The sequence below is a fragment of the Pseudomonas sp. 10B238 genome, from assembly GCF_000970615.1.
Classification (GTDB): domain Bacteria; phylum Pseudomonadota; class Gammaproteobacteria; order Pseudomonadales; family Pseudomonadaceae; genus Stutzerimonas.
The window spans coordinates 25,049-49,075 of the sequence record NZ_KQ033928.1; the positions used below are offsets into that span (position 1 = coordinate 25,049).

19 protein-coding genes are annotated in these 24,027 nt (G+C 62.8%); 13 read left to right on the forward strand and 6 right to left on the reverse strand.

Going from position 1 to position 24,027, the window contains the following annotated elements:
• Positions 1 to 350: 350 nt before the first annotated feature.
• Positions 351 to 563 (reverse strand): cold-shock protein, encoded by a 213-nt coding sequence (locus RT21_RS02420; RefSeq protein WP_003281102.1) that lies wholly within the window; start codon positions 561 to 563, stop codon positions 351 to 353.
• A gap of 653 nt (positions 564 to 1,216) precedes the next feature.
• On the opposite strand from RT21_RS02420, the gene RT21_RS02425 reads away from it, so the two are divergent.
• A complete protein-coding gene (locus tag RT21_RS02425; protein ID WP_046161477.1) occupies positions 1,217 to 2,167 on the forward strand; it encodes an alpha/beta fold hydrolase in 951 nt (316 codons plus the stop codon).
• Positions 2,168 to 2,589: 422 nt separating this feature from the next.
• Here RT21_RS02425 and RT21_RS02430 read toward each other — a convergent pair whose 3' ends face one another.
• Entirely contained in the window at positions 2,590 to 3,504 is a 915-nt protein-coding gene (locus RT21_RS02430; protein WP_046161816.1) for a LysR family transcriptional regulator, read from the reverse strand.
• A 102-nt stretch (positions 3,505 to 3,606) separates the two neighbouring features.
• Between RT21_RS02430 and RT21_RS02435 the strand changes: the two genes are divergently transcribed.
• From RT21_RS02435 to RT21_RS02450, 4 genes are read left to right on the forward strand one after another with little or no spacing between them, the layout of a single operon-like run.
• Positions 3,607 to 4,845: a 3-hydroxyacyl-CoA dehydrogenase gene (locus tag RT21_RS02435; RefSeq protein ID WP_046161478.1), complete on the forward strand. Its 1,239-nt coding sequence runs from the start codon at positions 3,607 to 3,609 to the stop codon at positions 4,843 to 4,845.
• Positions 4,846 to 4,847: 2 nt separating this feature from the next.
• Positions 4,848 to 6,638, forward strand: a complete 1,791-nt coding sequence (locus RT21_RS02440; protein WP_046161479.1) for an acyl-CoA dehydrogenase C-terminal domain-containing protein — start codon at positions 4,848 to 4,850, stop codon at positions 6,636 to 6,638.
• Positions 6,639 to 6,662: 24 nt separating this feature from the next.
• Positions 6,663 to 7,826 (forward strand): iron-containing alcohol dehydrogenase, encoded by a 1,164-nt coding sequence (locus tag RT21_RS02445; protein WP_046161480.1) that lies wholly within the window; start codon positions 6,663 to 6,665, stop codon positions 7,824 to 7,826.
• Positions 7,827 to 7,884: 58 nt separating this feature from the next.
• Positions 7,885 to 8,328 (forward strand): acyl-CoA thioesterase, encoded by a 444-nt coding sequence (locus tag RT21_RS02450; protein ID WP_046161481.1) that lies wholly within the window; start codon positions 7,885 to 7,887, stop codon positions 8,326 to 8,328.
• 90 nt (positions 8,329 to 8,418) lie between these two features.
• Here RT21_RS02450 and RT21_RS02455 read toward each other — a convergent pair whose 3' ends face one another.
• Together RT21_RS02455 and RT21_RS02460 are read right to left on the reverse strand one after the other, a co-directional pair.
• The gene (locus tag RT21_RS02455; RefSeq protein WP_046161482.1) at positions 8,419 to 8,883 is read right to left on the reverse strand and encodes a YMGG-like glycine zipper-containing protein; all 465 of its coding nucleotides are present in this window, start codon (positions 8,881 to 8,883) and stop codon (positions 8,419 to 8,421) included.
• A 138-nt stretch (positions 8,884 to 9,021) separates the two neighbouring features.
• A complete protein-coding gene (locus tag RT21_RS02460) occupies positions 9,022 to 10,110 on the reverse strand; it encodes a substrate-binding domain-containing protein (RefSeq protein ID WP_046161483.1) in 1,089 nt (362 codons plus the stop codon).
• Between the two features lie 200 nt (positions 10,111 to 10,310).
• On the opposite strand from RT21_RS02460, the gene RT21_RS02465 reads away from it, so the two are divergent.
• From RT21_RS02465 to fdhD, 5 genes are all read left to right on the forward strand, one after another.
• Positions 10,311 to 10,805: a formate dehydrogenase subunit gamma gene (locus tag RT21_RS02465; protein ID WP_052724717.1), complete on the forward strand. Its 495-nt coding sequence runs from the start codon at positions 10,311 to 10,313 to the stop codon at positions 10,803 to 10,805.
• On the forward strand, positions 10,802 to 12,364 hold the full coding sequence (locus tag RT21_RS02470; RefSeq protein ID WP_046161484.1) for a formate dehydrogenase beta subunit: 1,563 nt from the start codon (positions 10,802 to 10,804) through the stop codon (positions 12,362 to 12,364). The genes RT21_RS02465 and RT21_RS02470 overlap by 4 nt, the downstream gene beginning before the upstream one ends.
• A gap of 15 nt (positions 12,365 to 12,379) precedes the next feature.
• Entirely contained in the window at positions 12,380 to 15,214 is a 2,835-nt protein-coding gene (fdhF, locus tag RT21_RS02475; RefSeq protein ID WP_046161485.1) for a formate dehydrogenase subunit alpha, read from the forward strand.
• Between the two features lie 103 nt (positions 15,215 to 15,317).
• Positions 15,318 to 15,563, forward strand: coding sequence for a formate dehydrogenase subunit delta (locus tag RT21_RS02480; RefSeq protein WP_082082099.1), 246 nt, complete (start codon positions 15,318 to 15,320; stop codon positions 15,561 to 15,563).
• A gap of 39 nt (positions 15,564 to 15,602) precedes the next feature.
• Positions 15,603 to 16,421 (forward strand): formate dehydrogenase accessory sulfurtransferase FdhD, encoded by an 819-nt coding sequence (gene fdhD / locus RT21_RS02485; RefSeq protein ID WP_046161486.1) that lies wholly within the window; start codon positions 15,603 to 15,605, stop codon positions 16,419 to 16,421.
• 167 nt (positions 16,422 to 16,588) lie between these two features.
• On the opposite strand, the gene RT21_RS02490 is transcribed toward fdhD, so the two are convergent.
• Both RT21_RS02490 and yrfG read right to left on the reverse strand, forming a co-directional pair.
• Positions 16,589 to 18,685: a PAS domain-containing protein gene (locus RT21_RS02490; protein ID WP_046161487.1), complete on the reverse strand. Its 2,097-nt coding sequence runs from the start codon at positions 18,683 to 18,685 to the stop codon at positions 16,589 to 16,591.
• 166 nt (positions 18,686 to 18,851) lie between these two features.
• The gene (yrfG, locus tag RT21_RS02495) at positions 18,852 to 19,532 is read right to left on the reverse strand and encodes a GMP/IMP nucleotidase (protein WP_045423386.1); all 681 of its coding nucleotides are present in this window, start codon (positions 19,530 to 19,532) and stop codon (positions 18,852 to 18,854) included.
• 120 nt (positions 19,533 to 19,652) lie between these two features.
• On the opposite strand from yrfG, the gene nudE reads away from it, so the two are divergent.
• From nudE to RT21_RS02510, 3 genes are all read left to right on the forward strand, one after another.
• The gene (nudE, locus tag RT21_RS02500; RefSeq protein WP_046161819.1) at positions 19,653 to 20,219 is read left to right on the forward strand and encodes an ADP compounds hydrolase NudE; all 567 of its coding nucleotides are present in this window, start codon (positions 19,653 to 19,655) and stop codon (positions 20,217 to 20,219) included.
• Entirely contained in the window at positions 20,216 to 21,031 is an 816-nt protein-coding gene (cysQ, locus tag RT21_RS02505; protein ID WP_046161488.1) for a 3'(2'),5'-bisphosphate nucleotidase CysQ, read from the forward strand. Before nudE ends, cysQ begins: the two co-directional genes overlap by 4 nt.
• A 126-nt stretch (positions 21,032 to 21,157) precedes the next feature.
• Positions 21,158 to 24,022, forward strand: a complete 2,865-nt coding sequence (locus RT21_RS02510) for an ATP-binding protein (RefSeq protein ID WP_046161489.1) — start codon at positions 21,158 to 21,160, stop codon at positions 24,020 to 24,022.
• Positions 24,023 to 24,027: the final 5 nt, after the last annotated feature.

Sequence of the window (24,027 nt, forward strand, 5' to 3'; positions counted from 1 at the left end):
AGGGGTATCGCTATTCAGGGACTGCTTCGTCCCCGGTTATTCTGGCCTCACTCTGAAGCGCAGGACGCGCTCAGGATTAGGATGATCGGCCCCCGCCCCGGATGGCGCTCGCAAGGACTCGGACAGGCCAGAAAAAACCCGCTTCGGCGGGTTTTTGATTTTTCAGCGCGGAGCTTTCGCCGTCCCGTCCCGTCCCGATGACCGATGACCGATTGCCTCATGGTTTGTCTGCCAGGAGATGCCAATGCGTGATCGAACGAATATCTGGTCGACTAACTTCTATGCGTGAATTAAATAATTCGGACGAAAAAAAGCCCCGCCGAAGCGGGGCTTTTTTTTAATCAGGCGTCTTAGGAGACTTGAACCTGATCAGCCTGCATTCCTTTCTGGCCTTTAGTAGCCATGAAAGAAACAGCTTGGCCTTCGCTCAGGCTTTTGAAACCTGCGCTTTCGATCGAACGATAATGAACGAACAGGTCTTCGCTGCCGTCGGTCGGCGTAATGAAGCCGAAACCTTTTTCATCGTTGAACCATTTAACTGTGCCATTTTGACGAGTAGACATGAGTATCTCCCAGGTGTTTTAAGGCTGCAGCGCTGAACCGTTCGGCGCCGAGACTGAGAAGCGAGAAGCAAAACGAACCGAGGAGATGAAACAGAGAAACATCATGCCGGGTGTCGAAGTGTTAATTGCGAAGCAGTGGTCACGAATATACGCAGATAAAAATATAAGTACAGCTTTTGTTTATTTAGATTGATATTCAGCTGATTAACTGAAGTGAATAGTCGGTGCAATTCACTCATTTCCAACTAAATTATTTGACCTGGCTGCTTGATAAATAAGCCTGACATTAATCACTCGATCTTTAGGTTTTTCGGTGCACATATATTCACCGGGCTCCGTCTGGTTTTCGCATTATCGAGTGATCTACCAAGACCGCATCATGAGCAGCGATCAGTCCTGCCCCGAGCGTTCTGCCTGTGTTGTTAAGGAGGCTATAGAGAGGTCGCACCGTAGCGTGATCGTCCCCTTGCCCACCTAGCAGGCCTCTGCAAGCGTCCCCTGCGGTCTTCACAGACTCTATCTCTCGTATTAGACGATCTGCATCATTTCCGAGACCTTTTGAACCCTTTCGGTTCCAGCAGATGGGCACCATAGCTTCATCGGCCGGCACACACCGCCGGACGGGCAAGCCTTTACCTATCGAGGAAATGATCATGAGCACACTGAACCGCGCACTGACTCTCGCCGCCCTTACGCTGGCCACCGCTGTCACAGCACAAGCTGCTCAAGCTGGCGATACCCGCTCAGCTGCAACGCTGGGCAGCGAACGCTCCGAAAGCTATGTCACCACGAAAGACGGTGTAAGCCTCTACTACAAGGACTGGGGCCCGCGTGACGGGCAGGTCGTCACCTTCAGCCACGGCTGGCCGCTGAACTCGGACAGCTGGGAGTCGCAGATGATGTTCCTGGCGTCGAAGGGCTATCGCGTCGTCGCTCATGACCGCCGCGGACACGGCCGCTCCAGCCAGCCCTGGGACGGCAACGACATGGACCATTACGCGGATGATCTCGCGGCAGTCCTCGAAGCGCTGGATCTGAAGGGCGCGACGCTGATCGGCTTTTCAACAGGAGGCGGTGAAGTGGCCCGCTATATTGGTCGCCACGGCACGGCTCGGGTACAGAAAGCGGTGCTGGTCGCTTCGGTGCCGCCGTTGATGCTCAAGACCGAGAGCAACCCCGATGGCGTGCCGCTGGAGGTGTTCGACGGGCTTCGCCAGGCTTCGTTGGACAACCGCTCCCAGCTTTATCTGGATATCGCCTCCGGCCCCTTCTTTGGCTACAACCGGCCCGGTGCGACGCCTTCTCAAGGTCTGATCCAGTCGTTCTGGGTGCAGGGCATGCAGGCCGGGCACAAGAACACCTACGACTCCATCGCAGCCTTCTCGGCCACCGATTTCCGAGAAGACTTGCGTAAATTTGACGTCCCTACGCTGGTGATTCACGGCGACGATGATCAGATCGTGCCGATCGATACCTCTGCCCGCGCCTCGGCGAGCATCGTCAAGGATGCCGAGCTGATCATCTACCCAGGCGCACCGCATGGCCTGACCGACACGCACAAGGAGCGACTGAATCAGGATCTGCTGGCCTTCCTTCGGAAGTAATCGGCCCGCCGAGCACCCATGACACGGGGCCGCCCGGCGTCCCGGTCCGACAAAAGCCATTTTGTGTATTTGCGTCTGCATCCGCCAATGCGGCAGTCGTGGGAAAGGCGACAAACTCAGAAACAGGCGATACCTCGAAACGATGCGTTTGTTCCCGAATGGCGAAATGCTTACAAGGATCCCAGCCTTTGGCTCTTTAGCTGATTCAGTCGAATGACTAATCTATGCCCAGCTCTGAAGCGCAGGACGCGCTCAGGATCAAGGAAGATCGACCATCGCCAGGACGGCAACCGGAAGGATTCGGATGGTCAGGAAAAACCCGCTTCGGCGGGTTTTTTGTTGCCTATGAAAACTGGCGGGCATTTCTACGGATACCCGCCGACGCCGTCAGTGGCCCCGGTTAAAATCAGCGCTGACCTGCCTTAGCGCTGCAGGCTGTGATTTTCACCCACCGCTACGATCTGCTCGATCAGCCATTGCAAAGCTGCATCCCGTTCACGCTGGGCGACGCTGACGATATCCAACCGAAAGCTGCCGAGATCGAAGGGAAGGTCGAGTAGCTGTAGCGGGAGCAGCTCCGCGAAATAGCGAGCCAGCTGTGTTGGCAGTACGGCGGCCAGATCGCTGCTGGCGACGATATGCGCCGCTTGAAGGTAGTTCGGGGTGGTATACACGACGTCCCGGCTCAACCCTTGTTCCTCCAGCCATTGATCGACCATTCCGCGCGTTTGCCCGCCGTGCACCCAGAGGTGGCGAAGGCGCAAAAAACCATCGAGGTTGAACGTTTCGCCAACCAGCGGATGGCTCTTGCGTATGGCGACCTGCAGGGTCTCGCTGGCCCAACGACGCGTGCGAAAGCGCGTCGGCACCTCAACGAATCGGCCCAGTACCAAGTCCAGTTCGCCATTATCCAACGCTTCGGCAGGCAGGCTCGGGGTCAGGTGTCGGATTGCGAGCTGCACGCCCGGTGCGACCCGGGTCAGGTGCGCCATCAGCGCTGGCATGCAGATCAGCTCAACGTAGTCGGTCACGGCGATGACGAAACGCTGGCGGCTGGTGGCGGGGTCGAAGAAGTCCCCGGCATTGAGCGTGTGCTCGATCTGCTGCAGCGCATCGCGAATCGGCGCTTCCAGGCTCAGTGCTCGCGGGGTGGGCTGCATGGCCCGGCCCACGCGAACCAGCAGCGGATCATCGAGCAATTCACGCAAGCGATTGAGCGCGTTACTGACCGCCGGTTGGCTGAGTGACAGCCGCTCGGCGGCACGGGAAACGTTGCGCTCACGCAGCAGGGCGTCTAGCACGCGGAGGAGATTGAGATCGAAGTTGTAGATATTCATCTGATGAATCTGAAACATCACAAGACTAAATTTCAAAAATAGTAGCGTCTTCGTCTATGGTTGGTCTCCAGTTTTTTCCGCCCTGCGACGAGGACAGCTGCAATGAGCCAAACCCGCTTCGATATCCAGACCGCCGCCGTGATCGGCGCGGGCACCATGGGCCGCGGTATCGTCATGAGCCTGGCCGACGCCGGCGTGCAGGTGCTGTGGTTGGACAACAATCCCGAAATGCTCGATCAGGCACTGGGCGTGGTGGCTGATACCTATGCGCACAACGTGCGCCAGGGTCGCATCGACGAAGTTCAAGCGGCCGCACGACGCGCCTGCATCAGCAAAGCAGCCGATTATCAGGCGCTGGCTGATGTGGATCTGGTGATCGAGGCGGTCTACGAAAACCTCGAGCTGAAGCAGAAGATCTTCCGCGAGCTGGACGGCATCGTGAAGCCGGCCGGCATCCTGGCCAGCAACACCTCGGCGCTGGACATTGACGCCATCGCCGCCGTCACCGGGCGTCCGGAGCAGGTCGTGGGCCTGCACTTCTTCAGTCCGGCGCACATCATGAAGCTGCTGGAAATCGTCCGCGGCGCGAAGACCTCCAAAGCGGTGCTCGACGCCTCCACCGCGCTTGGCAAGCGTATGGGCAAGGTCAGCGTGATTGCCGGCAACTGCCCGGGCTTCATCGGCAACCGCATGCTCGCCACCTACGTGCGTGAGGCGCGGATGATGCTGCTCGAAGGTGCCTATCCGCATCAGGTGGACGCCGCGCTGCAAGGCTTCGGTTTCGCCATGGGGCCGTTTCGCATGTACGACGTGGTCGGCATCGACCTGGAATGGCGCGCCCGTGAACTGGCCGGCAAAGGGCAGGACGAGGCGGAGGTACAGGTCGATAATCGCCTCTGCGAACTCGGACGCTTTGGCCAGAAATCACGCATGGGCTACTACCGCTACGCCGAAGGCAGCCGCCAGGCCGAGCACGACCCAGAAGTGGATGCACTGGTGCAGCGCGAGTCCGAGCGGCTTGGCTATCAGCGCCGCGAGATCGGCAGCGAAGAAATCCTCGAGCGCTGCCTGCTGGCACTGGTCAACGAGGGCGCGAAGATTCTCGAGGAAGGCATGGCCGAATCCAGCGCCGACATCGACACCGTTTACCTCTACGGCTATGGCTTTCCGGCCGAAGTCGGCGGGCCGATGACCTGGGCCGATCGCCAGGGCCTGCCCGCCATCCGTGATCGCCTGAACGCGCTGGCCGATCGCCACGGGCCGCACTGGCAGCCGGCCGAACTGATCGACAGCCTGGCCACCCTTGGCGGTCGCTTCGTTGATTACAAAAAGGAGGCTTGAGCATGGAATACAAGGCCCCCCTGCGCGACATGCGTTTCGTGTTGCACGAGCTGTTCGACGCCTCCGCTCATTGCGAGCTGCTGGGCAACGGCCTGGACCGCGAGCTGATCGACGGCGTGCTGGAAGAAGCGGCACGCTACACCGGCGGCGAGATCGCGCCGCTCAATCGCAACAGCGATGAAGAAGGCGTGACCCTGGAAAACGGCGAGGTGCGCACGCCGCAGGGTTTCGTCGAGGCCTACAAACAGTACGTCGACAACGGCTGGGCGAGCATGACCGGGCCGACCGAGTACGGTGGTCAGGGCTTTCCGCAATTGGTGGCCTGCAATTTCCACGAGATGCTGATGGGCGCGTCGCTGTCCTTCCGCATCTACTCCGGCCTCACCGAGGGCGCGGTGCTGGCGCTGTACAAGCACGGCAGCGACGAGCTGAAAAATGCCTATCTGGAGAAGCTGGTCAGCGGCAGTTGGAGCGGCACCATGTGCCTCACCGAGCCGCAGGCGGGCACCGATCTCGCGCTGCTGCGCACCAAGGCCGAATCCCAGGCGGACGGCAGCTACAAGGTCAGCGGCAGCAAGATCTTCATCTCCGGCGGCGAGCACGACATGAGCGAGAACATCGTGCATCTGGTGCTGGCGCGCCTGCCGGATGCGCCGGCCGGTGTGAAAGGCATCAGCCTGCTGCTGGTCCCCAAGTTCATCGCCAATGCCGATGGCACGCCGGGCGAGCGCAACGCGCTGAGTTGCGGTGCCGTCGAGCACAAGATGGGTATCAAGGGCGCGGCCACCTGCGTGATGAACTTCGATGGCGCCACCGGCTGGGTCGTCGGTGAGCCCAACCAGGGCCTGGCGTGCATGTTCACCATGATGAACGACGCGCGTTTCCAGGTCGGCCTGCAAGGCCTAGGCATCGCCGAGCAGGCGTACCAGGGATCGCTGGCCTATGCCCGCGAACGCCTGCAATCGCGCGGACTGGCTGGCGCGCAGCACCCGGACAAGGTCGCTGACCCGATCATCGTGCACCCGGACGTGCGGCGCATGCTGCTCACCCAGAAGACACTGGTCGAGGGCAGCCGCATGCTGGCGGCCTATTGCGCCCGGCAGCTGGATCTCGAACACGGCCATCCCGAGCCGAGTTACCGCAAGGCGGCGAGCAAGCGCGCGGCGTTGCTGATTCCGATCGTCAAGGCGTTCTTCACCGATATGGGCCAAGAAGTCGCGAGCCTGGGCGTGCAGGTCTACGGCGGCCACGGTTATATCCGCGAATGGGGCATGGAGCAGCTGATGCGCGACAGCCGCATCACTCAGCTCTACGAGGGCACTAACGGCATCCAGGCGCTGGACTATATCCGGCGCAAGCTGCTCGGTGATGGTGGTGCGGAGCTTTCGGCGCTGCAGGCGGAATTCAGCGAGGTGTGTGATCGGCAGATCGACCGCCCGGCACTGCACGACATGGCCAGCAAGGTGCAGGCACGTATCGGCGAATGGCGCGAGCTGAGTGCCGAGATTATTGCGGCGACCGGGCGCGATCCGCAGGAGATCGGCGCGGTTTCGGTGGATTTTCTCCAGTACTCCGCCTATGTCTTGTTGGCCGGGCTTTGGCTGCAGGCCGCCGCGCGCGCGCAGGATGCGTTGGAGCAGGGCACTGGTGAAGAATCGTTCTATCAGGCCAAGCTGGCCAGTGCTGACTTCTATCTGCGTCGTGTACTGCCGCGGGCCAGTGCGCATCGTGAAGCTATTCAGGGTGGTGCCGGGTGTTTGATGGCGTTACCGGAAAGCGATTTCGCGTTTTGAGCTAATCGATCACAGGAGGCACCGATGCATCCGTTCAGCTTTGCCACAACCGCTCAATTGATCTGCGAGCCTGGCTCGTCGCGCCGGCTGGCCAGCCTCTGCAAGGAGCGCGGGGCGCGCTCGGTGCTGGTGGTGACCGACCCCGGCATCACTCGCTTCGGTCTGCTCAACGACGTGCTGCCGGGCTTCGAGACCGAAGGGCTGCAAGTCGCCGTCTACGATCAAGTGGTCGCCGATCCGCCGGAAAATATTGTGATGGCTGCGGTGGACCAGGCCAAGGCAACCCAGGCGGATCTCGTCATCGGCTTCGGCGGCGGCAGCTCCATGGACGTTGCCAAGCTGGTGGCGTTGCTGGCGCATCCGGCCTGTGCGCAATCACTGCAGGACATCTACGGCGTCGGCAATGCCAAGGGCCAGCGCCTGCCGCTTATTCAGGTGCCGACCACCGCCGGCACCGGCTCGGAAGTCACGCAGATCGCCATCATCACCACCGGCGAGACGACCAAGATGGGTGTGGTCTCCACGCTGTTGCTGCCGGATCTGGCATTGCTCGACGCCGATCTCACCCTTGGCCTGCCGCCTGCAGTCACCGCGGCCACCGGTATCGACGCCATGGTGCACGCCATCGAGGCCTATACCAGCGCGCTGAAGAAAAACCCCATGTCCGACCTGTTGGCCCGCGAGGCGCTGCGCCTGCTGGCGGCGAACCTCGACGAGGCGGTGCACAACGGCAGCAACCGCGAGGCGCGCCAGGCCATGCTGCTCGGTGCGTGCCTGGCCGGGCAGGCGTTCGCCAATGCGCCGGTGGCGGCGGTGCATGCCTTGGCCTATCCGCTGGGTGGCAATTTCCATATCCCGCACGGGCTGTCGAACGCGCTGGTGTTGCCGCAGGTGCTGCGCTTCAACGTCAGCGCCGCCACCACACACTACGGCGAGCTGGCGCCGATCATCCTTGGGGATCGTTTGCGCAAAGATGATCCCTCTACCTACGCCGAGCAGCTGATTGAAGAGTTCGAGCAGATGAGCGCCCGCGTCGGTCTGCCAACCCGCCTGCGCGACGCCGGTGTGCCGGAAGACATGCTGCCGCAACTGGCCAAGGAGGCGATGCTCCAGCAGCGCCTGTTGGTCAACAACCCGCGCGAAGTGACCGAGGCTGACGCGCTGGCGATCTACCGGGCTGCATATTGACCCCTGCGCTGCGTCGCGTTTGCGTGGCGCAGCGCTCTGCCAAACCAAGGATTTTCCAATGGCTGAACAACCGCAGCACCTGCGCGCCGACTACCGCCACTTCCAGCCCATCACCACGCGCTGGCATGACAACGATATTTACGGCCACGTGAACAATGTCGTCTATTACAGCTATTTCGATAGCGCGGTGAACGCCTACCTGATCGAACGTGGTGGCTTGGATATTCATGAAGGCGAGGTGGTGGGCTTTGTGGTCAGTTCGTCCTGCGACTACTTCGCCTCGATCGCCTTTCCGGATTTGCTGGAAGTAGGGTTGCGTGTCGGCAAGCTCGGCAACAGTTCGGTGCAGTACGAGCTGGCGATCTTCAAGGCAGGCGAGGCGCAGGCCTGTGCGGCGGGGCGCTTCGTGCACGTGTTCGTGGACCGCGCCAGCAACCGACCGACCCCGATTCCGAGTGGTTTGCGTCAGGCACTGGAAGCGCTGGTGGTCGTGGCTGAATGACTCCGCTTCTACAGGTATTCCGGATGTTTCCGTAGGGCCGAGCTGTGGCGGTCAGGAGATCTGACCCGCTCGGCGATACGGAGCGGCTGCTTAGTCGTGATGTTTGTGTTTGTGTTTGTGTTTCCAGTGACCCTTGGCCTTGCCAGGGTGGCCGTAATAACGGCGGTCGTCCCGGTAGCGGCGGTCGTCTCGATAGTCGTCATCGCCGTAGGCATTGCCGATAGCTCCACCTGCGCCACCACCCACGGCTGCGCCAATCAGGCCACCGGTACTGCCGCCGACACGCTGACCGATGACGTTGCCGCCCGCTGCGCCCAGGCCACCGCCGATGGCCGCTTCGGTACGGCTGCGCTTGTCGGCGCCGACCATGCCGCCCGCGGCACCACCGACACCCGCACCGATCGTGGCGCCCGTCGAACCGCCGATGTGCTCACCGACGACCGAGCCGAGCGCACCACCCAGTGCACCGCCGACAGCGGCTTCGGTATTGCTCGCCATGGCAGAACCGCCGCTGGCCAGGCCGAGGGAGAGGAGGAGCAACTGCAGAGACTTCATAGACACCTCGAGGACAGAGCCGCCTAGCGGCGAGATTTGCGCCATAGACTGAAGGAGCCGCGGGAGGTTCCCGCTTCGCTTGTTCCGCTCGCCAGAATTGGGAGGCGGCTCACGATTTCCCCACCACTTTTGAGCGACTCAGAGCAGGCTTTCGCGACTCCATTGCTCCACTGCCTGGGTAAAAGGCAGCACCTCGCCGGGACGGCTCAGGGCATAGCCTGGCAGACGGCTGATGCGTTCCTGGAACTCCGGGTCCTGTAGTACGCGCAGCAGCGCGGCCATTGCCGGAAGCTCAAGGCTGTCCTCGCGGCACAGGAGACAGTAGTGTTCGCGGGCCATGGGAATGAACGTAAGGCCGAACTGGCGCGCCGCCGCCTCGACGCCAAAGCCGACATCAGCCATGCCGCTGGCGACGTAGGCGGCGACTGCCGCGTGGGTAAACTCCTCGCTGTGAAAGCCTTTGATCGCTGTGCTATCCAGACCATCGCGGCGCAGCAGGTCTTCGAGCAGCAGGCGTGTACCGGAGCCCGGCTCGCGGTTGACGAAGCGCAGCTCGGCGCGCGCCAGGTCTGCCAGCGCCTTGATGCCGAGTGGGTTGCCGGGGGCGAGCATCAGACCTTGGGTACGCACGACAAAGGTGATCACCCGCTGGTCGGGGCGCAGCCAGGGCTGGATGCGGTTGATGCTCAATGCGCCGAGCGGCCCGGCCGGTACGTGCAGGCCGGCCACCTCGCAGTCGTGGCGCTGCAAGGCGATCATCGCCTCGCTGCCACTGCGAAACTGCACCTCCCACTGCCAGCTGGGGTCGCGTTCCAGCCACTCGCGCAGCGCCGCCACGGCGAAACCGTGACTGGCGTGGATGCGCAGGCCGGGTTTGCTGGCCTGCAAAACCCGGTTCAGTTCCAGTTCCAGCTCACCGGCCAGGTTGTCCAGCTGCGGCGACAGTCGCGCGCGGATGCGCTGGTCGGCCCACAGCAATTTCTCTCCCAGCGGCGCCAGGCGTGCGCCCTTGCCGCGTTTCAGATCGATCAGGGGGCTACCGAAGAACGCCTCCCACTTGCCCAGCAAATTCCACGCATGGCGGTAGGAATAGCCGACGCGGGCAGCGGCTTCGGTCAGCTTGCCGGTGTCGTGCACGGCCTGCAGCAGCGCCAGGCCCTGTGGGTCCAGGCTGCTGCCATCGTGCTGATGGAAGCGCCAGCGCGGCTGAATCTCGATTCTAATCATATGATATTGGCTTCATATTTGTTCAAGGTATGGCCCGTGCTAATTTGCGTCAACTGGCGCTCTGGTGCCTAAGTATAAGAACTTCAATTCATATTTGGCGAGCCTGCTGGGTTACGCCAGAGACAAGTGGCCCATCAGCCGTGATGTGTGGCGCTTGCCTCCGACAGTACCGGTTATAGCCGCCGGCTGGAGCTACGAACATGGCCATTCTTCCCCAGCGCTTCGCCCCCGAGCAGTGTCTGGCTGTCGCCCGCGAGGTGTTGGCTGCCCACCGCGACCAACCCGGTGCACTGCTACCCATCCTCCACGACATTCAGGATCGCCTTGGTGCGGTTCCGCCGGACCTGTTGCCGATGATCGCCGAGGAGCTTTGCCTGTCGCGCGCCGAGGTGCATGGGGTGGTCAGTTTCTATCACGATTTTCGCGCCAGCCCACCGGGTCGGCATGTGCTCAAGCTGTGCCAGGCAGAGGCGTGCCAGTCGATGGGCGTGAAAGCACTCACCGCCGAGCTGGAACAAAGGCTGGGCTTGCCGCTTGGCGAGACCCTCGAGGATGGCAGCCTGAGCTTCGAAGCGGTGTATTGCTTGGGTAACTGCGCCTGCGCGCCCAGCGCCATGCTCAATGGCGAGCTGCACGGTCGGGTCGATGCCGAAGAGCTGATGGCACTGCTGGCCGAACAGGAGACCCTCGCATGAATCCGTCCATTACTGTCTATGTGCCGCGCGACGTTACTGCCCTGAGCCTTGGTGCCGATAAGGTGGCCAAGGCGCTCGTGACCGAGGCTGCTGCACGCGGAATCGAACTGAATCTGGTGCGCAACGGATCTCGCGGGCTGTTCTGGCTCGAGCCTTTGGTCGAGGTGGCGACCAGCGCAGGGCGAGTCGCCTACGGCCCGGTCAAGGCCAAGGACGTTGCCGGTTTGTTCGAGGCCGGTTTTCTCGAAGGCGGGGCACATCCGCTGGGCCATGGCCTGACCGAGGAGATCGAGTACCTCAAGCGCCAGGAGCGCCTGACCTTCGCCCGTGTCGGCATCACCGACCCGCTGTCGCTGGATGATTACATCGCTCACGACGGTTATCGCGGCCTCAGGCGCGCCCTGGGCATGACGCCCGAGGCAATCGTCGCCGAGGTCACCGAGTCCGGCTTGCGCGGGCGCGGCGGTGCAGCGTTCCCGACGGGCATCAAATGGCGCACCGTGCTCGGCTGCGAGTCCGCGCAGAAGTACATCGTCTGCAACGCTGACGAAGGCGACTCAGGCACTTTCTCCGACCGCATGGTGATGGAAGACGACCCCTTCGTGCTGATCGAGGGTATGACCATCGCCGGCCTGGCCGTCGGCGCGACCATGGGCTACATCTACCTCCGCTCTGAATACCCGCATGCCGAGGCCGTTCTCAACGCCGCCATCGTCAGCGCCAACGCCGCCGGCTACCTGGGTGACGACCTGCTCGGCAGCGGCCACGCATTCCAGCTGGAGCTGCGCCGCGGCGCGGGCGCCTATATCTGTGGCGAGGAAACCGCCTTGCTCGAGAGCATCGAGGGCAGGCGTGGCACCGTGCGGCCGAAGCCCCCGCTGCCGGCCATCGAGGGGCTGTTCGGCAAACCGACGGTTATCAACAACGTCATCTCGCTGGCCTCGGTGCCCATCATCCTCGATAAGGGCGGCGCCTATTACAAAGATTACGGCATGGGTCGTTCGCTCGGCACCTTGCCCATTCAGCTGACCGGCAACATTGCCCGTGGCGGTCTGGTCGAGAAGGCTTTCGGTATCACGCTGCGCGAACTGCTCTATGAATACGGCGGCGGTTCGGCCAGTGGCCGTCCGATCCGTGCAGTGCAGGTCGGCGGCCCCCTCGGCGCCTATCTGCCGGAGTCGCAGTTCGACACCCCGCTGGATTACGAGGCCTTCGCCGCGCTCGGCGCGGTGCTTGGTCACGGTGGCATCGTGGTCTTCGACGACACCGTGGACATGGCCGATATGGCGCGCTACGCCATGGAGTTCTGCGCGGTCGAGTCCTGCGGCAAATGCACACCCTGCCGGATCGGCTCGACCCGTGGCGAGGAGCTGCTCGACCAGATCATCGTCGCCCGCTCCGAAGGGCCGCAGCCGGGCCAGATCGAACTGCTCAAGAGCCTATGCGACACCATGCTCGGTGCCTCGCTGTGCGCCCTCGGCGGCATGACACCCTACCCGGTGTTGAGCGCACTCAATCATTTCCCTGAGGATTTCGGCGACACCGCCGAAGTCCGCTGATCCGGAGGCATAAACATGGCCCTGTATCGTGAGCTCGACTATGGCACCCCTGCCCGCACCGGCGCCCCGGTAACCGTGGAAATCGACGGCAACGCCATCACCGTGCCGGCTGGCACCTCGGTGATGCGCGCCGCGCAAGAAGCGGGCATCTCGGTGCCGAAATTGTGCGCCAGCGACAGCCTCGAGCCGTTCGGCTCGTGCCGCCTGTGTACCGTGGAAATCGAAGGCCGCCGTGGCTACCCGGCGTCCTGCACCACCCCGGTGGAGCCGGGCATGAAGGTGCGCACCCAGAGCCCCAAACTCGCCGAACTGCGCCGGGGCACGATGGAGCTGTACATTTCCGACCACCCGTTGGACTGTCTGACCTGCTCGGCGAACGGCAACTGCGAACTTCAGGACATGGCTGGAGTGGTCGGCCTGCGCGAGGTGCGCTACGACCCGGTGAAGACCCACCTGGCCGAGGCCAAGGACGAGTCCAACCCCTATTTCACCTACGACCCGGCCAAGTGCATCGTCTGCAACCGCTGTGTGCGTGCCTGCGAAGAGGTGCAAGGCACCTTCGCCCTGACTATCGATGGCCGTGGCTTCGACTCGCGGGTCGCAGCCAGCCAGGCCGAGGACTTCCTCGACTCCGAGTGCGTGTCCTGCGGCGCCTGCGTGAACGCCTGCCCGACCGCCACCCTGACCGAAAAGTCGCTGATTGAGATGGGCCAGGCCGAACGCAGCGTCACCACCACCTGCGCCTACTGCGGCGTCGGCTGCTCGTTCAAGGCCGAGGTCAAAGGTAACGAAGTGGTGCGCATGGTGCCGAACAAAAACGGTCATGCTAACCACGGCCATGCATGCGTAAAGGGCCGCTTCGCCTGGGGTTACGCCACTCACCCGGACCGCATCAAGACCCCGATGATCCGCGACAGTATCAGCGACCCCTGGCGGCCGGTGAGCTGGGACGAGGCGATTGGCTATGCCGCCCGGCGCTTCAAGGAGATCCAGGCGCAGTACGGCCAGAATTCGGTTGGCGGGCTGACGTCCTCGCGTTGCACCAACGAAGAAACCTACCTGGTGCAGAAGCTGGTGCGTGCTGCGTTCGGCAACAACAACGTCGATACCTGCGCGCGGGTCTGCCATTCGCCGACCGGTTACGGGCTCAAGGTCACACTCGGTGAATCCGCCGGCACCCAGGACTTCGATTCGGTGCTGTCCGCCGACGTGGTGCTGGTAATCGGCGCCAATCCCACCGACGGGCACCCGGTATTCGGCTCGCAGCTCAAGCGCCGCCTACGCGAGGGCGCCCGGCTGATCGTCGCCGACCCGCGTGGCATCGATCTGGTGCGCAGCCCGCACATCAAAGCCGAGCACCATTTGCAGCTGCGTCCGGGTAGCAACGTTGCGCTGCTCAACAGCTTGGCGCACGTGATCGTCACTGAGAATCTGGTCAGCGAGGCCTTCGTCGCCGAGCGCTGCGAGGCCGAGCCGTTCGAGCAATGGCGCGCCTTCGTCAGCGAGCAGCGCAACAGCCCCGAAGCCATGCAGGAGCTGACCGGCGTACCGGCGGCCGAGGTGCGCGCTGCGGCGCGGCTGTATGCCACTGGCGGCAACGCGGCGATCTACTACGGCCTCGGTGTCACCGAGCACAGCCAGGGTTCGTCCACGGTAATGGCAATCGCCAACCTGGCCATGGCCACCGGCAACATTGGTCGCCCGGGCGTCGGCGTGAACCCGTTGCGCGGACAGAACAACGTGCAGGGCTCCTGCGACATGGGCTCCTTCCCGCATGAGCTGCCGGGCTACCGTCACGTTTCCGATCCGGTCGCGCGCCCGCAGTTCGAGCAAGCCTGGGGCGTCACCTTGCTCGATGAGCCAGGTCTGCGCATTCCGAACATGCTGGCGGCGGCGCATGCCGGTACCTTCAAAGGCCTGTACATCCAGGGCGAGGACCCGGCGCAGTCGGACCCCGATACCCAACACGTCACCGGTGCCCTCATGGCCATGGAGTGCGTGGTGGTGCAGGACCTGTTCCTCAACGAAACCGCCAAGTTCGCTCACGTGTTCCTGCCCGGTGCTTCCTTCCTGGAGAAGAACGGCACCTTCACCAATGCCGAGCGGCGCATTTCGCCGGTGCGCAAGGTGATGCCGGCGCTGGCTGGCAAGGAAGACTGGGAAGTGACGGTGGCGCTGTCCAACGCCCTCGGCTATCCGATGAACTACACGCATCCATCGCAGATCATGGACGAGATCGCCCGCCTGACGCCGACCTTCACCGGAGTCAGCTACGCCAAGCTCGATCGCATGGGCAGCATTCAATGGCCATGCAACGACGAGGCGCCGGAAGGCACGCCGATCATGCATGAGGAAGCGTTCGTGCGTGGCAAGGGCCGCTTCATGATCACCGAGTTCATCGCCACCGACGAGCGCACCTCGCGCAAGCGTCCGCTGGTGCTGACTACTGGCCGGATCCTTTCGCAGTACAACGTGGGCGCACAGACCCGACGTACCGCCAACAAGGCCTGGCACGCCGAGGATATTCTCGAGCTGCACCCAGTGGACGCCGAGGACCGTGGCATTGAGGATGGAGACTGGGTCGGCATCAACAGCCGTGCGGGTGAGACGGTGATGCGCGCCAAGGTCACCCAGCGGATGCAGCCCGGTGTGGTGTACACCACCTTCCACCACCCGGAATCCGGTGCCAACGTGATCACGACCGACAACTCGGACTGGGCGACCAATTGCCCCGAGTACAAGGTCACCGCCGTGCAGGTGCGTAAGGTCGAGGTGCCCTCGAAGTGGCAGCAGGAGTTCGACGCCTTCACCCGCGAGCAGGTGAACCTGCTGCCCGTGGTGCAGTTGTGAGCCACTTCGAAGCGACAGCCGTCGGCGGGGTGCGCCATGCGCCCCCGTGCCGCGCCTGGCAGCCAGCCGGTGCGGTTTCCTGGTCGAACAGCGGAGTACGTCCATGGGCATGAATGCCACGCAACTGATCAAGATGGCCAACCAGATTGGCGCCTTTTTCGCATCCCAGCCCGACGCCGAGCAGGCGCGCATGGACTTTGCTTTGCATCTCAAGCGCCAGTGGGACCCGCAGATGCGTACGGCGCTTTTTGCGCACCTGGATGCCACGGCCGGCGAAGGGTTGAATCCGTTCGTCCTGAGTGCTCTGAGCGGGCTGCGTGACCAGATCGAACCGCAGGTACACGCCTGAGTCGAATATCCTTACAGCTCGACTGCAAGGAATACCCTCATGCCGCGTCCTGCGCCCCTTAGTACCACCATGCCCGTCATTAGCTCCGCGCCGGACGCTTATACCTATGTCGAGCTGGATGACGCGGCAGGTTCGGGCCGCGCGGTATTGGCGGAAGAGTGCGCGCTGGCCATCGCTTATAACGGCATCAGCCATGCGGTGATGATGGTCTCGCCCAGTGCGCTGGAAGACTTCGTGGTTGGCTTCAGTCTGAGCGGTGAAGTGGTTGGCGGTATCGAAGACATACATGACATCCAGCTCAATCGTCGCGGTGACGCATTCAGCGCCGAGGTGCAGATCGGCAATAGGGCGTTCTGGGCGCTCAAGGAGCAGCGGCGCAATCTGGCCGGGACCAGCGGCTGCGGGCTCTGCGGTGTGGAGGCCATCGAACAGGCGCTGCCGAAACTGACCACGCTGGCGCCCAGCCCGCTGCCTCCGGCCGCGCATCTGCACGAGCTGCGCGATCGCATCAACGACGCGCAGCGCCTGGCGCGCCAGAGCGGTGCACTGCATGCCGCGCTGTTTGTCGACGAGCAGGGCGAGATCGTGCTGTGCCGAGAGGACATCGGTCGCCACAACGCATTGGACAAGCTGATCGGTGCGCTGCGGCGGGAGGGCCGTGACGGCCGTCTGGGCTTCGCGGTAGTTACCAGCCGTTGCAGTCTCGAGTTGATTCACAAGGCCGTGCGTGCGGGTCTGTCGACCCTGGTCAGCCTCTCGGCACCGACCGACCTTTGCGTGCGCTGGGCGCGTCAGCACCACCTCAATCTGATCCACCTGCCGCACCACAACGCACCGCGGGTCTACAGCCCTCTGTAACAGAACCTGGCCGGGCACTGCTTGCAAGTAGCTGCGGCAAATCCCGCAGCTTGGCCGGCGCAGATCAGGGTAGCTTCAGCGACCGTCTATGTTCAGGTCATTGCTCTGTAAAATCGCCGGGCGCCTCCCGTTAATGTTGCGCATATGGATCTGACCGCACGCGCCCGCTAGGGCATGTCTACGAGCATCTTGCGTACCCGTGCCGCCAATTGATCGATGGTGAATGGTTTGCTGATCAGGTCCATGCCGGCATCGAGAAAGCCGCTGCTGATCGCCTGCTCCGCGTAGCCGGTCATGAACAGCACACGCAGCCCAGGGCGGTGCTCGCGGGCGACATCCGCCAGCTGTCGGCCGTTCATTCCCGGCAGCCCGACATCGGATACCAGCAAGTCGATACGCTCGTCGCTCTGCAGCAACTTGACCGCCGCGTTGGCCTCGGCCGCCTCCAGTGCGCAGTAGCCGAGCATGCCCAGCACGTCGAGCACCAGCAGGCGTACGGCAGGATCATCCTCGACCACCAGCACGGCCTCGCCCCGCGCCGCATGTGTGGTCTGTGCAAGCGGCGGGACCGCTACCTCGGTCGCCAGCAATGAATGGTGTGCCGGTAGATAAAAGATAACTTCGGTACCGTTGCCCGGTTCGCTGCGCAGCTGGACGTGGCCACCGGCCTGCCGCGCGAAGCCATAGATCATCGACAATCCGAGCCCGGTGCCCTGGCCGATGGGTTTGGTGGTGAAAAAGGGCTCGAAGGCCGCCGCCAGTACCTTGGGTGTCATGCCGCAGCCGCTGTCGATGACGCTGAGACTGACATAACGTCCGGCTGGCAGCTCGCCCACCTCGCCCTGCTGCAGGGTCACATTGGCCGTCGCGATATAGAGGCTGCCGCCGTCGGGCATGGCGTCGCGTGCATTGATCACCAGATTGAGCAGGGCACTTTCCAGCTGGTTCTCATCGCTGTTGGCCGGCCACAGGTCCGGCTGCAACAGCGCATCGACCAGAATATGGCTGCCCAGCGTCCGTACGATCAGATCGCGCATCGAATCGACCAGCTCGTTGAGGTCGACTCGCTTGAGATTCAGCGGCTGTCGCCGCGCGAAGGCCAGCAAGCGATGGGTCAGCGCCGCGGCACGGTTGGCTGAGGTGACGGCGGCATCGATGAAGCGCTGGGTCTCGCCATGACGGCCTGACTGGTTGTAACGCTGGATGAGGTCCAGCCCACCTATGATGCCGGTAAGCATGTTGTTGAAATCGTGCGCGATGCCACCGGTGAGCTGGCCGACAGTTTCCATCTTCTGTGCCTGACGCAACGCCTCCTGGGCCTGTTCCCGGCTGGCCATTTCGGTCAGCAGACGTTCGTAGACTTCGGCTAGCGCAGTGGTGCGCTCCTGAATGCGGCTTTCAAGGGTATCGTTGAGCTCGCGCAGCGCCTGCTCAGCCTCCCAGCGTTCGCTGACGTCTTGAGCCAGCACCACGAAACCCAGCACGTCACCGCTGTCGTCGCGACGCGGCAAGTAATGTATGAGTGATTGCCGCTGACTGCCATCCTGGTGCGGCATGAAGGCCTCGAAGATCACGTCTTCGCCCGCGAGAGCCTTGGCGATCTCACATGAGCGCGCGTTGAAGGCGCGCTCGCCAACAACATCCACCAGATGTTTGCCATACAGCCAGGCGGGGGAATGGCCGAACCACTCTTCGTAATGGCGATTGTTGTAGCGGTAACGCAGGTCTTTATCGACGAAGCCGATAAGCACCGGCAGCGCGTCGGTGATCATGTTCATTTCGACTTCGCGGCGTCGAAGTGCTTCGTCTTCGCTGGGCCGCAAACACAACAGCTGGCCAGCGACGCCACTGCCGTTGCGGATGGGGCTGATCGACAGGTCGAACCACTGACCTGTCCCGTGCTGGCCAGGTCCCGGAAGATACTGATGGCGAAGCAGGCAGGCTTCGTCGCGAACGAGTTTCTGGTAGGCCTCCAGCATTGCCGGCCACGCCTCGCGCGCGGTGTGCTGTAGCGGCATGCCTAACGCGCCCGGATGATGATTTCCGATGGCAGCGGCATGGGCATCGTTGTACAGCTGCAGGCCGGCTTCGCCCCACAGGATGCACATCGGCAGTGGCGCGTCGAGCACGGTGTCGAGCAACACACTCAGGGTCGTCGGCCAGTGCTCGATCGCGCCCAGCACCGTTGCGCTCCAATCGCGCCGGCGGATCTGCCGGCCCATTTCGCTGCGTTCGGAAGGCCAGGATCCTGCGTCTAAAGCCATAGTTCATCCATTTGAGCGAGCCGGGTGGGCCACAGTTTTGCACTTAATGTAGCGTTCGTTTGCAAGGTGCACATCGGTCACCCGGATAGCCCTTTTTACCATCCGCTCACCATCTCTCTAAGGCGGAAACACATGGGCCTGAGTTAAGCACGCCAGCCACTTTCGGTCAGGACGAGAAACCCTGCAGGCTGCGAATCAGCTCGAGGTAATCGTCGACAGCTGTGAATTCTTCGGTTTGCTTCTTGCCGCGGCGGCTGTCCGGTTCGCTGATAGCCAGCAGGTGGGCGACGCCGTAAGCCCGCGCGCTGCGCAGGACGGGCAGGCTGTCGTCGATGAACAGGGCGGTTGCCGGATCGAAATCGAGGTCCGTCTTCAGTGCGTGCCAGAACTGGGCCTGCTCTTTGGGAAAGCCATAGTCATGAGAACTGATCAGGCGATCGAACCAGGGGGCCAGCTCGATGCGTTCGAGCTTCAGCGATAGCGAATCGCGATGGGCATTGGTGATCAACACCACGCGCTTGCCGGCGTCGCGCAGGGCTGCGAGAAACTCGTCTGCAGCGGGCCGCAGCGCGATCAAATGAGCAATTTCGCGCTTCATTTCGCGGATCGGCAGGTTCAGCTCGCGGGTCCAGAAATCCAGGCAGTACCAGGTGAGCTTGCCCTCGTGTTCGTTGAACAGTGGGGCCAGCTCCAGCTCGGCCATGGCGCGGCTGATGCCGTGCAGCTCGGCGTAGCGCTGCGGCAGGAAGTCGAGCCAGAAATGGTTGTCGAAATGCAAATCCAGCAAGGTGCCGTCCATGTCCAGCAGGACGGTGTCGATATCGGACCAGGGCAGTGAAGCGATCATGGCAGACTCTTGTTCGGCGGTTGGCACAATGGTGCGACAGCGGTCGGCTCGATGCAAAGCGTTCGCAGCGATCACAAAAAGCCGGGTTATGATTGGCCTTCGCGTTTCAAGGATATCCCCATGCGCCAGAAACCTACCGTACTTGCCCGTGAGATCGTCGCCAGCAGCCGCCTGTTCCGTGTTGAGGAACTGCAGCTGCGGTTTTCCAATGGCGTGGAGCGTACCTATGAACGGCTGGTGGGCAAGGGGACCGGTTATGGCGCGGTGATGATCGTCGCGCTGGAAGCCGACGGCCGGGCGTTATTAGTCGAGGAATACTGTGGCGGTACCGATACCTACGAACTGTCGCTGCCCAAGGGGTTGATCGAGCCGGGCGAAGACGTGCTCGACGCGGCCAACCGGGAATTGAAGGAGGAGGCCGGTTTCGGCGCGCGCAGTCTGGAGCTGCTCACCGAGCTTTCGCTGTCGCCGGGCTACATGAGCCAGAAGATTCAGGTGGTGTTGGCGCGCGATCTCTATCCCGAGCAGCTGCCGGGGGACGAGCCGGAGCCGATGCGCGTCGATCGGGTGGATTTGCGCGAACTATCCAGCCTGATCCAGAACCCGCAGTTCAGCGAAGGACGCGCCCTCGCAGCGCTGTACCTGGTGCGTGACCTGCTCAGCCAACGGGGCGAATTCGATCAATGAGCCATCCCTATCTGGCACCCGTCATCGATCTGGTCCGCGCCGCGGGCGAGGCGATCCTTCCGCACTGGCGCAACGATGTGCAGGTGCATGAGAAGGCCGATGCCTCGCCCGTTACCGCCGCTGACATGGCGGCCCATCACCTATTGGCCGATGGTCTCCGCGCGCTGGATGCGGCCATCCCGGTTTTGTCCGAGGAGGACTGCGCGCTGGGCCTCGCCGAGCGTGCCGATTGGACGCGCTGGTGGTTGGTCGATCCGCTGGACGGCACCAAGGAGTTCATCGCCGGAAGCGAAGAATTCACCGTCAATGTCGCGTTGATCGAGCAGGGGCAGGTGCTGTTCGGTGTGGTCGGGGTTCCGGCCAACGGCCGCTGCTATTACGGAGGGGCCGGGTTCGGTGCCTGGCGTGCCGAAGCCGATGCTGCGGCGCAGCCGCTGCGGGTGCGGCATCAGGCAGCGGGCGGCTTTACCGTCGTTGCGAGCCGTCGCCACTCGAGCCCGGCGCAGGAACGCTTGCTCGATGGCTTGCGGCACCGTTTTGGCGAGCTCGCGTTGGCCAGTGTCGGCAGCTCCCTGAAGTTCTGCCTGTTGGCCGAGGGGGCCGCCGACTGTTACCCGCGGTTGGCGCCGACTTCTCAATGGGACACGGCGGCTGCCCAGGGGGTACTGGAAGGCGCTGGTGGTGAGGTGCTGGATATCGCCGGTGCAGCGCTGACCTACGAAGCACGGGAGAACTTCCTCAACCCCTCGTTCCTGGCGTTACCTCGTGACGCGGAATGGCGGGCCGACCTGATGGAACTGGCGAGGCGTTGAGAAAAGGGCGCTCCGAAGGCTGGTTATTCGCGCGGACCTCCGGGTAAATCGGCCGCGCTCACGGCCATGCTAGGATTCGGGGCGTGAGCAAGCCAAGCGCTTGAATCGGAACGCTGGAGCCGCGCTGTGTCGAGAAACCCAACTGGGATACGCCGATGGATCTGGCGTGCCTTCGTTCAGACAACGCTGATCCCACTGGTACTGGTCGAGGTCGTGCTGATCGCGGCCTACCTGCTGACCAACAGTGCCATCCGCGATGCGCAAATCGAGCACCTGCGCGAAACGGCGCTGTCCGAAGTGCAGACAGCGGTCGCTCGTGAATCTCGGGTGATCAGCCAGCAGCTGCAGGAAGTGGCGAACGCGGCCACCCTGTTTCGTAACCTCACCGTTCGTGCGCTGGAAGACGACAGCCCGATAGCGCCGGTGCCGCTTGAACTCAACGCCGATGGGGTTCGCTATAGCCCCCGCGACTCGGGCGGCGCCGCCAGCTTCTACTCGGGGCTGACACCACCGGAGCGCCACGATCTGCAAAAGGTTGCCAAGCTTCATCGGCTCGACCCGCTGATGAAGGAACTGCACGCCAGCAACCCGCTGGTCGCCAGCCTCTATTTCAACAGTTGGGACAGCTACAACCATATCTATCCCTGGTTCGACACGGCCCGGCAGTACGCGCCGGATGTGAACATTCCCAGCTACAACTTCTATTACCTGGCAAATGCCTGGCACAACCCGGCGCGCAGGGTGGTATGGACCGACGTCTACCTCGATCCGGCCGGGCAGGGCTGGATGATGTCGGCCGTGGCGCCGGTTTACCGGGGTGACATGCTGGAAGGTGTCAACGGTATCGATATCACTGTTAGCGGCATCCTCAATCAGATCAGCGGTCTGCGTGTGCCCTGGGATGGCTATGCAATGCTGGTCAGCCGCGACCTGAGCATCATGGCGCTGCCGGAGTCGGGTGAACGGGAATTCGGGCTCAACGAGCTGACCGAGCACTACTACGACGACGCCGTGCGCCAGGAAACCCTCAAGCCTGAAGATTTCCGGCTCGATCGTCGCGGTCAGACACGCGAACTGGCAAAGGCGCTCGCTACCCAAGGTGAAGGGGTCATGAGCCTGGAGCTCAAAGGCAAACAGCGGCTGGTGGCCTGGACAACGGTGCCGCAAACCGGCTGGCACCTGCTGGCGGTGGTCGACGAAAATGCCGTTTTCAGCCAGACCAACGCTTTGGCCAGTCGCTTTCAACAGATCGGTTATCTGCTGATTGCCGGGCTGGTGTTGTTCTATCTGCTGTTCTTCGCGTACATGTGGCTGCGCGCGCGCCAGCTCAGCCAGGCACTGCTGAAGCCAATCGCGGGGATTTCTCAGATGATGGGCCAGATCGGTCTCGGTCGGTGGCGGCCAGATCCCGTCTCGTCAGAAATCCGCGAGCTTGACGATCTGGCACAGCACACCCAGGCCATCGGCGCCCAGCTGGAAGACAGCGAGGCCCAGCGTGCGGAGGCTCAGGAGCATCTCGAGCTGGTACTCGAAAGCGCGACTGAGAGCCTCTGGGAAAACGACATGCGCCGCGGCGTGATGCAGCTTCGTGGACGCCTGCCTGCGCGCTTCGGGTTGTCTTCGGCGCAGCTGAGCGAGGCTCAGTTTCTGCAGCGCATCCATCCGCTCGATGTTGCTCAGGTGCGGGCCGAACTGGACCGGATGCATGAAGGGCAGGCGTTGCATTATGAAAGCGAGTTCCGTTTCGCGGATGCACTGGGCGAGTATCACTGGCTGCTCAGTCGCGGCCGCGTGCTCGAGCGGGATCCTCGAACAGGCGAAGCGACGCTGGTGGCCGGTACTCATGTGGATATCGATGCGATCAAGCGGGTCGAGGACGATCTGCGCCAGGCCATCCAGCAGGCGCACGCGGCCAACGAGGCCAAGACTCATCTGATATCCAGCATCAGCCATGAGCTGCGTACGCCGCTGAATGCGATCCTCGGGTTTGCCCAGCTGATGCGTATGGACTGCTCACCGGATGCGCAGCCGGAAGCCGCTGATTACCTCGATGAGATCCTGCTGGCCAGCCGGCACCTGAACCAGCTGCTCGGCGACATTCTCGACTGGTCGAGCCTACAGGCCGAACGGCCCCGGCTGACGCTCAAGTCTGTCGAAGTCACCGCCTTGATGCGTGAGTGCGCCGAGCTGGTGGCGCTTGATGTTCAGCGCCACGGGCTGCGGTTGGATTTCGATCTGCCGCCAGGGCCCGTCGAGGTGCAGGCCGAGTCACGCCGGTTACGTCAGGTGCTGCTCAATCTGCTTTCCAACGCCATCAAATACAACAAGCCAGGCGGGCAGATTGTGCTGCGGATCGAGACGGTTGCCGGCCAGGTGAGGCTGGTGGTCGAAGATACCGGTCTCGGAATCGACGAAGGCCTGCAGGCGCAGCTGTTCGAGCCGTTTCGCCGGCTTGGCCGTGAGAGTTCGAATATTCAGGGCGCGGGAATCGGCCTATCGCTATGTCTGGAGTACGCCAAACTGATGGGCGGCAGTATCGGTGTGAAGAGCGCGCCTGGGATCGGCAGCCGTTTCTGGATAGCCCTGCCTCTGCTTGCCACGCACAGCCAACGGCCGCTTCGCCATCGGCCTCGGATTGTTTATGTCGAAGACGATCCGGCCAGCCAGCTGCTGGTGCGCAAGGCGCTGGCCGATCTGGCTGAGGTCAGCGTAATCGGCAATGGGCGGGTGGCGTTGGAGCACCTGCTGGCCGATCCGCCGGATTTGCTGTTACTGGACCTCAATCTGCCGGAGCTTGACGGGGAGCAGCTGCTGCGTTTGCTGCGTCAGGCCCCAGCTACCCGGTACCTGCCGGTGATCGTGCTGAGTGCGGTGAGTGAGTTGAAAGCCAAGCTCGAATGCCAGGGGTGGCTGAGCAAGCCACTGGACCTCGACGAGCTGCGCCGGCGGGTCCAGGACTGTCTCCAGGAACTCGATCTCAACCCGAGTTGAGCCAC

What these genes read in the sequence shown, in the direction of transcription:
- RT21_RS02420 (WP_003281102.1), bottom strand. Translation starts at nt 563, where the DNA reads ATGTCTACTCGTCAAAATGGCACAGTTAAATGGTTCAACGATGAAAAA.
- RT21_RS02425 (WP_046161477.1), top strand. Translation starts at nt 1,217, where the DNA reads ATGAGCACACTGAACCGCGCACTGACTCTCGCCGCCCTTACGCTGGCC.
- RT21_RS02430 (WP_046161816.1), bottom strand. Translation starts at nt 3,504, where the DNA reads ATGAATATCTACAACTTCGATCTCAATCTCCTCCGCGTGCTAGACGCC.
- RT21_RS02435 (WP_046161478.1), top strand. Translation starts at nt 3,607, where the DNA reads ATGAGCCAAACCCGCTTCGATATCCAGACCGCCGCCGTGATCGGCGCG.
- RT21_RS02440 (WP_046161479.1), top strand. Translation starts at nt 4,848, where the DNA reads ATGGAATACAAGGCCCCCCTGCGCGACATGCGTTTCGTGTTGCACGAG.
- RT21_RS02445 (WP_046161480.1), top strand. Translation starts at nt 6,663, where the DNA reads ATGCATCCGTTCAGCTTTGCCACAACCGCTCAATTGATCTGCGAGCCT.
- RT21_RS02450 (WP_046161481.1), top strand. Translation starts at nt 7,885, where the DNA reads ATGGCTGAACAACCGCAGCACCTGCGCGCCGACTACCGCCACTTCCAG.
- RT21_RS02455 (WP_046161482.1), bottom strand. Translation starts at nt 8,883, where the DNA reads ATGAAGTCTCTGCAGTTGCTCCTCCTCTCCCTCGGCCTGGCCAGCGGC.
- RT21_RS02460 (WP_046161483.1), bottom strand. Translation starts at nt 10,110, where the DNA reads ATGATTAGAATCGAGATTCAGCCGCGCTGGCGCTTCCATCAGCACGAT.
- RT21_RS02465 (WP_052724717.1), top strand. Translation starts at nt 10,311, where the DNA reads ATGGCCATTCTTCCCCAGCGCTTCGCCCCCGAGCAGTGTCTGGCTGTC.
- RT21_RS02470 (WP_046161484.1), top strand. Translation starts at nt 10,802, where the DNA reads ATGAATCCGTCCATTACTGTCTATGTGCCGCGCGACGTTACTGCCCTG.
- fdhF (WP_046161485.1), top strand. Translation starts at nt 12,380, where the DNA reads ATGGCCCTGTATCGTGAGCTCGACTATGGCACCCCTGCCCGCACCGGC.
- RT21_RS02480 (WP_082082099.1), top strand. Translation starts at nt 15,318, where the DNA reads ATGGGCATGAATGCCACGCAACTGATCAAGATGGCCAACCAGATTGGC.
- fdhD (WP_046161486.1), top strand. Translation starts at nt 15,603, where the DNA reads ATGCCGCGTCCTGCGCCCCTTAGTACCACCATGCCCGTCATTAGCTCC.
- RT21_RS02490 (WP_046161487.1), bottom strand. Translation starts at nt 18,685, where the DNA reads ATGGCTTTAGACGCAGGATCCTGGCCTTCCGAACGCAGCGAAATGGGC.
- yrfG (WP_045423386.1), bottom strand. Translation starts at nt 19,532, where the DNA reads ATGATCGCTTCACTGCCCTGGTCCGATATCGACACCGTCCTGCTGGAC.
- nudE (WP_046161819.1), top strand. Translation starts at nt 19,653, where the DNA reads ATGCGCCAGAAACCTACCGTACTTGCCCGTGAGATCGTCGCCAGCAGC.
- cysQ (WP_046161488.1), top strand. Translation starts at nt 20,216, where the DNA reads ATGAGCCATCCCTATCTGGCACCCGTCATCGATCTGGTCCGCGCCGCG.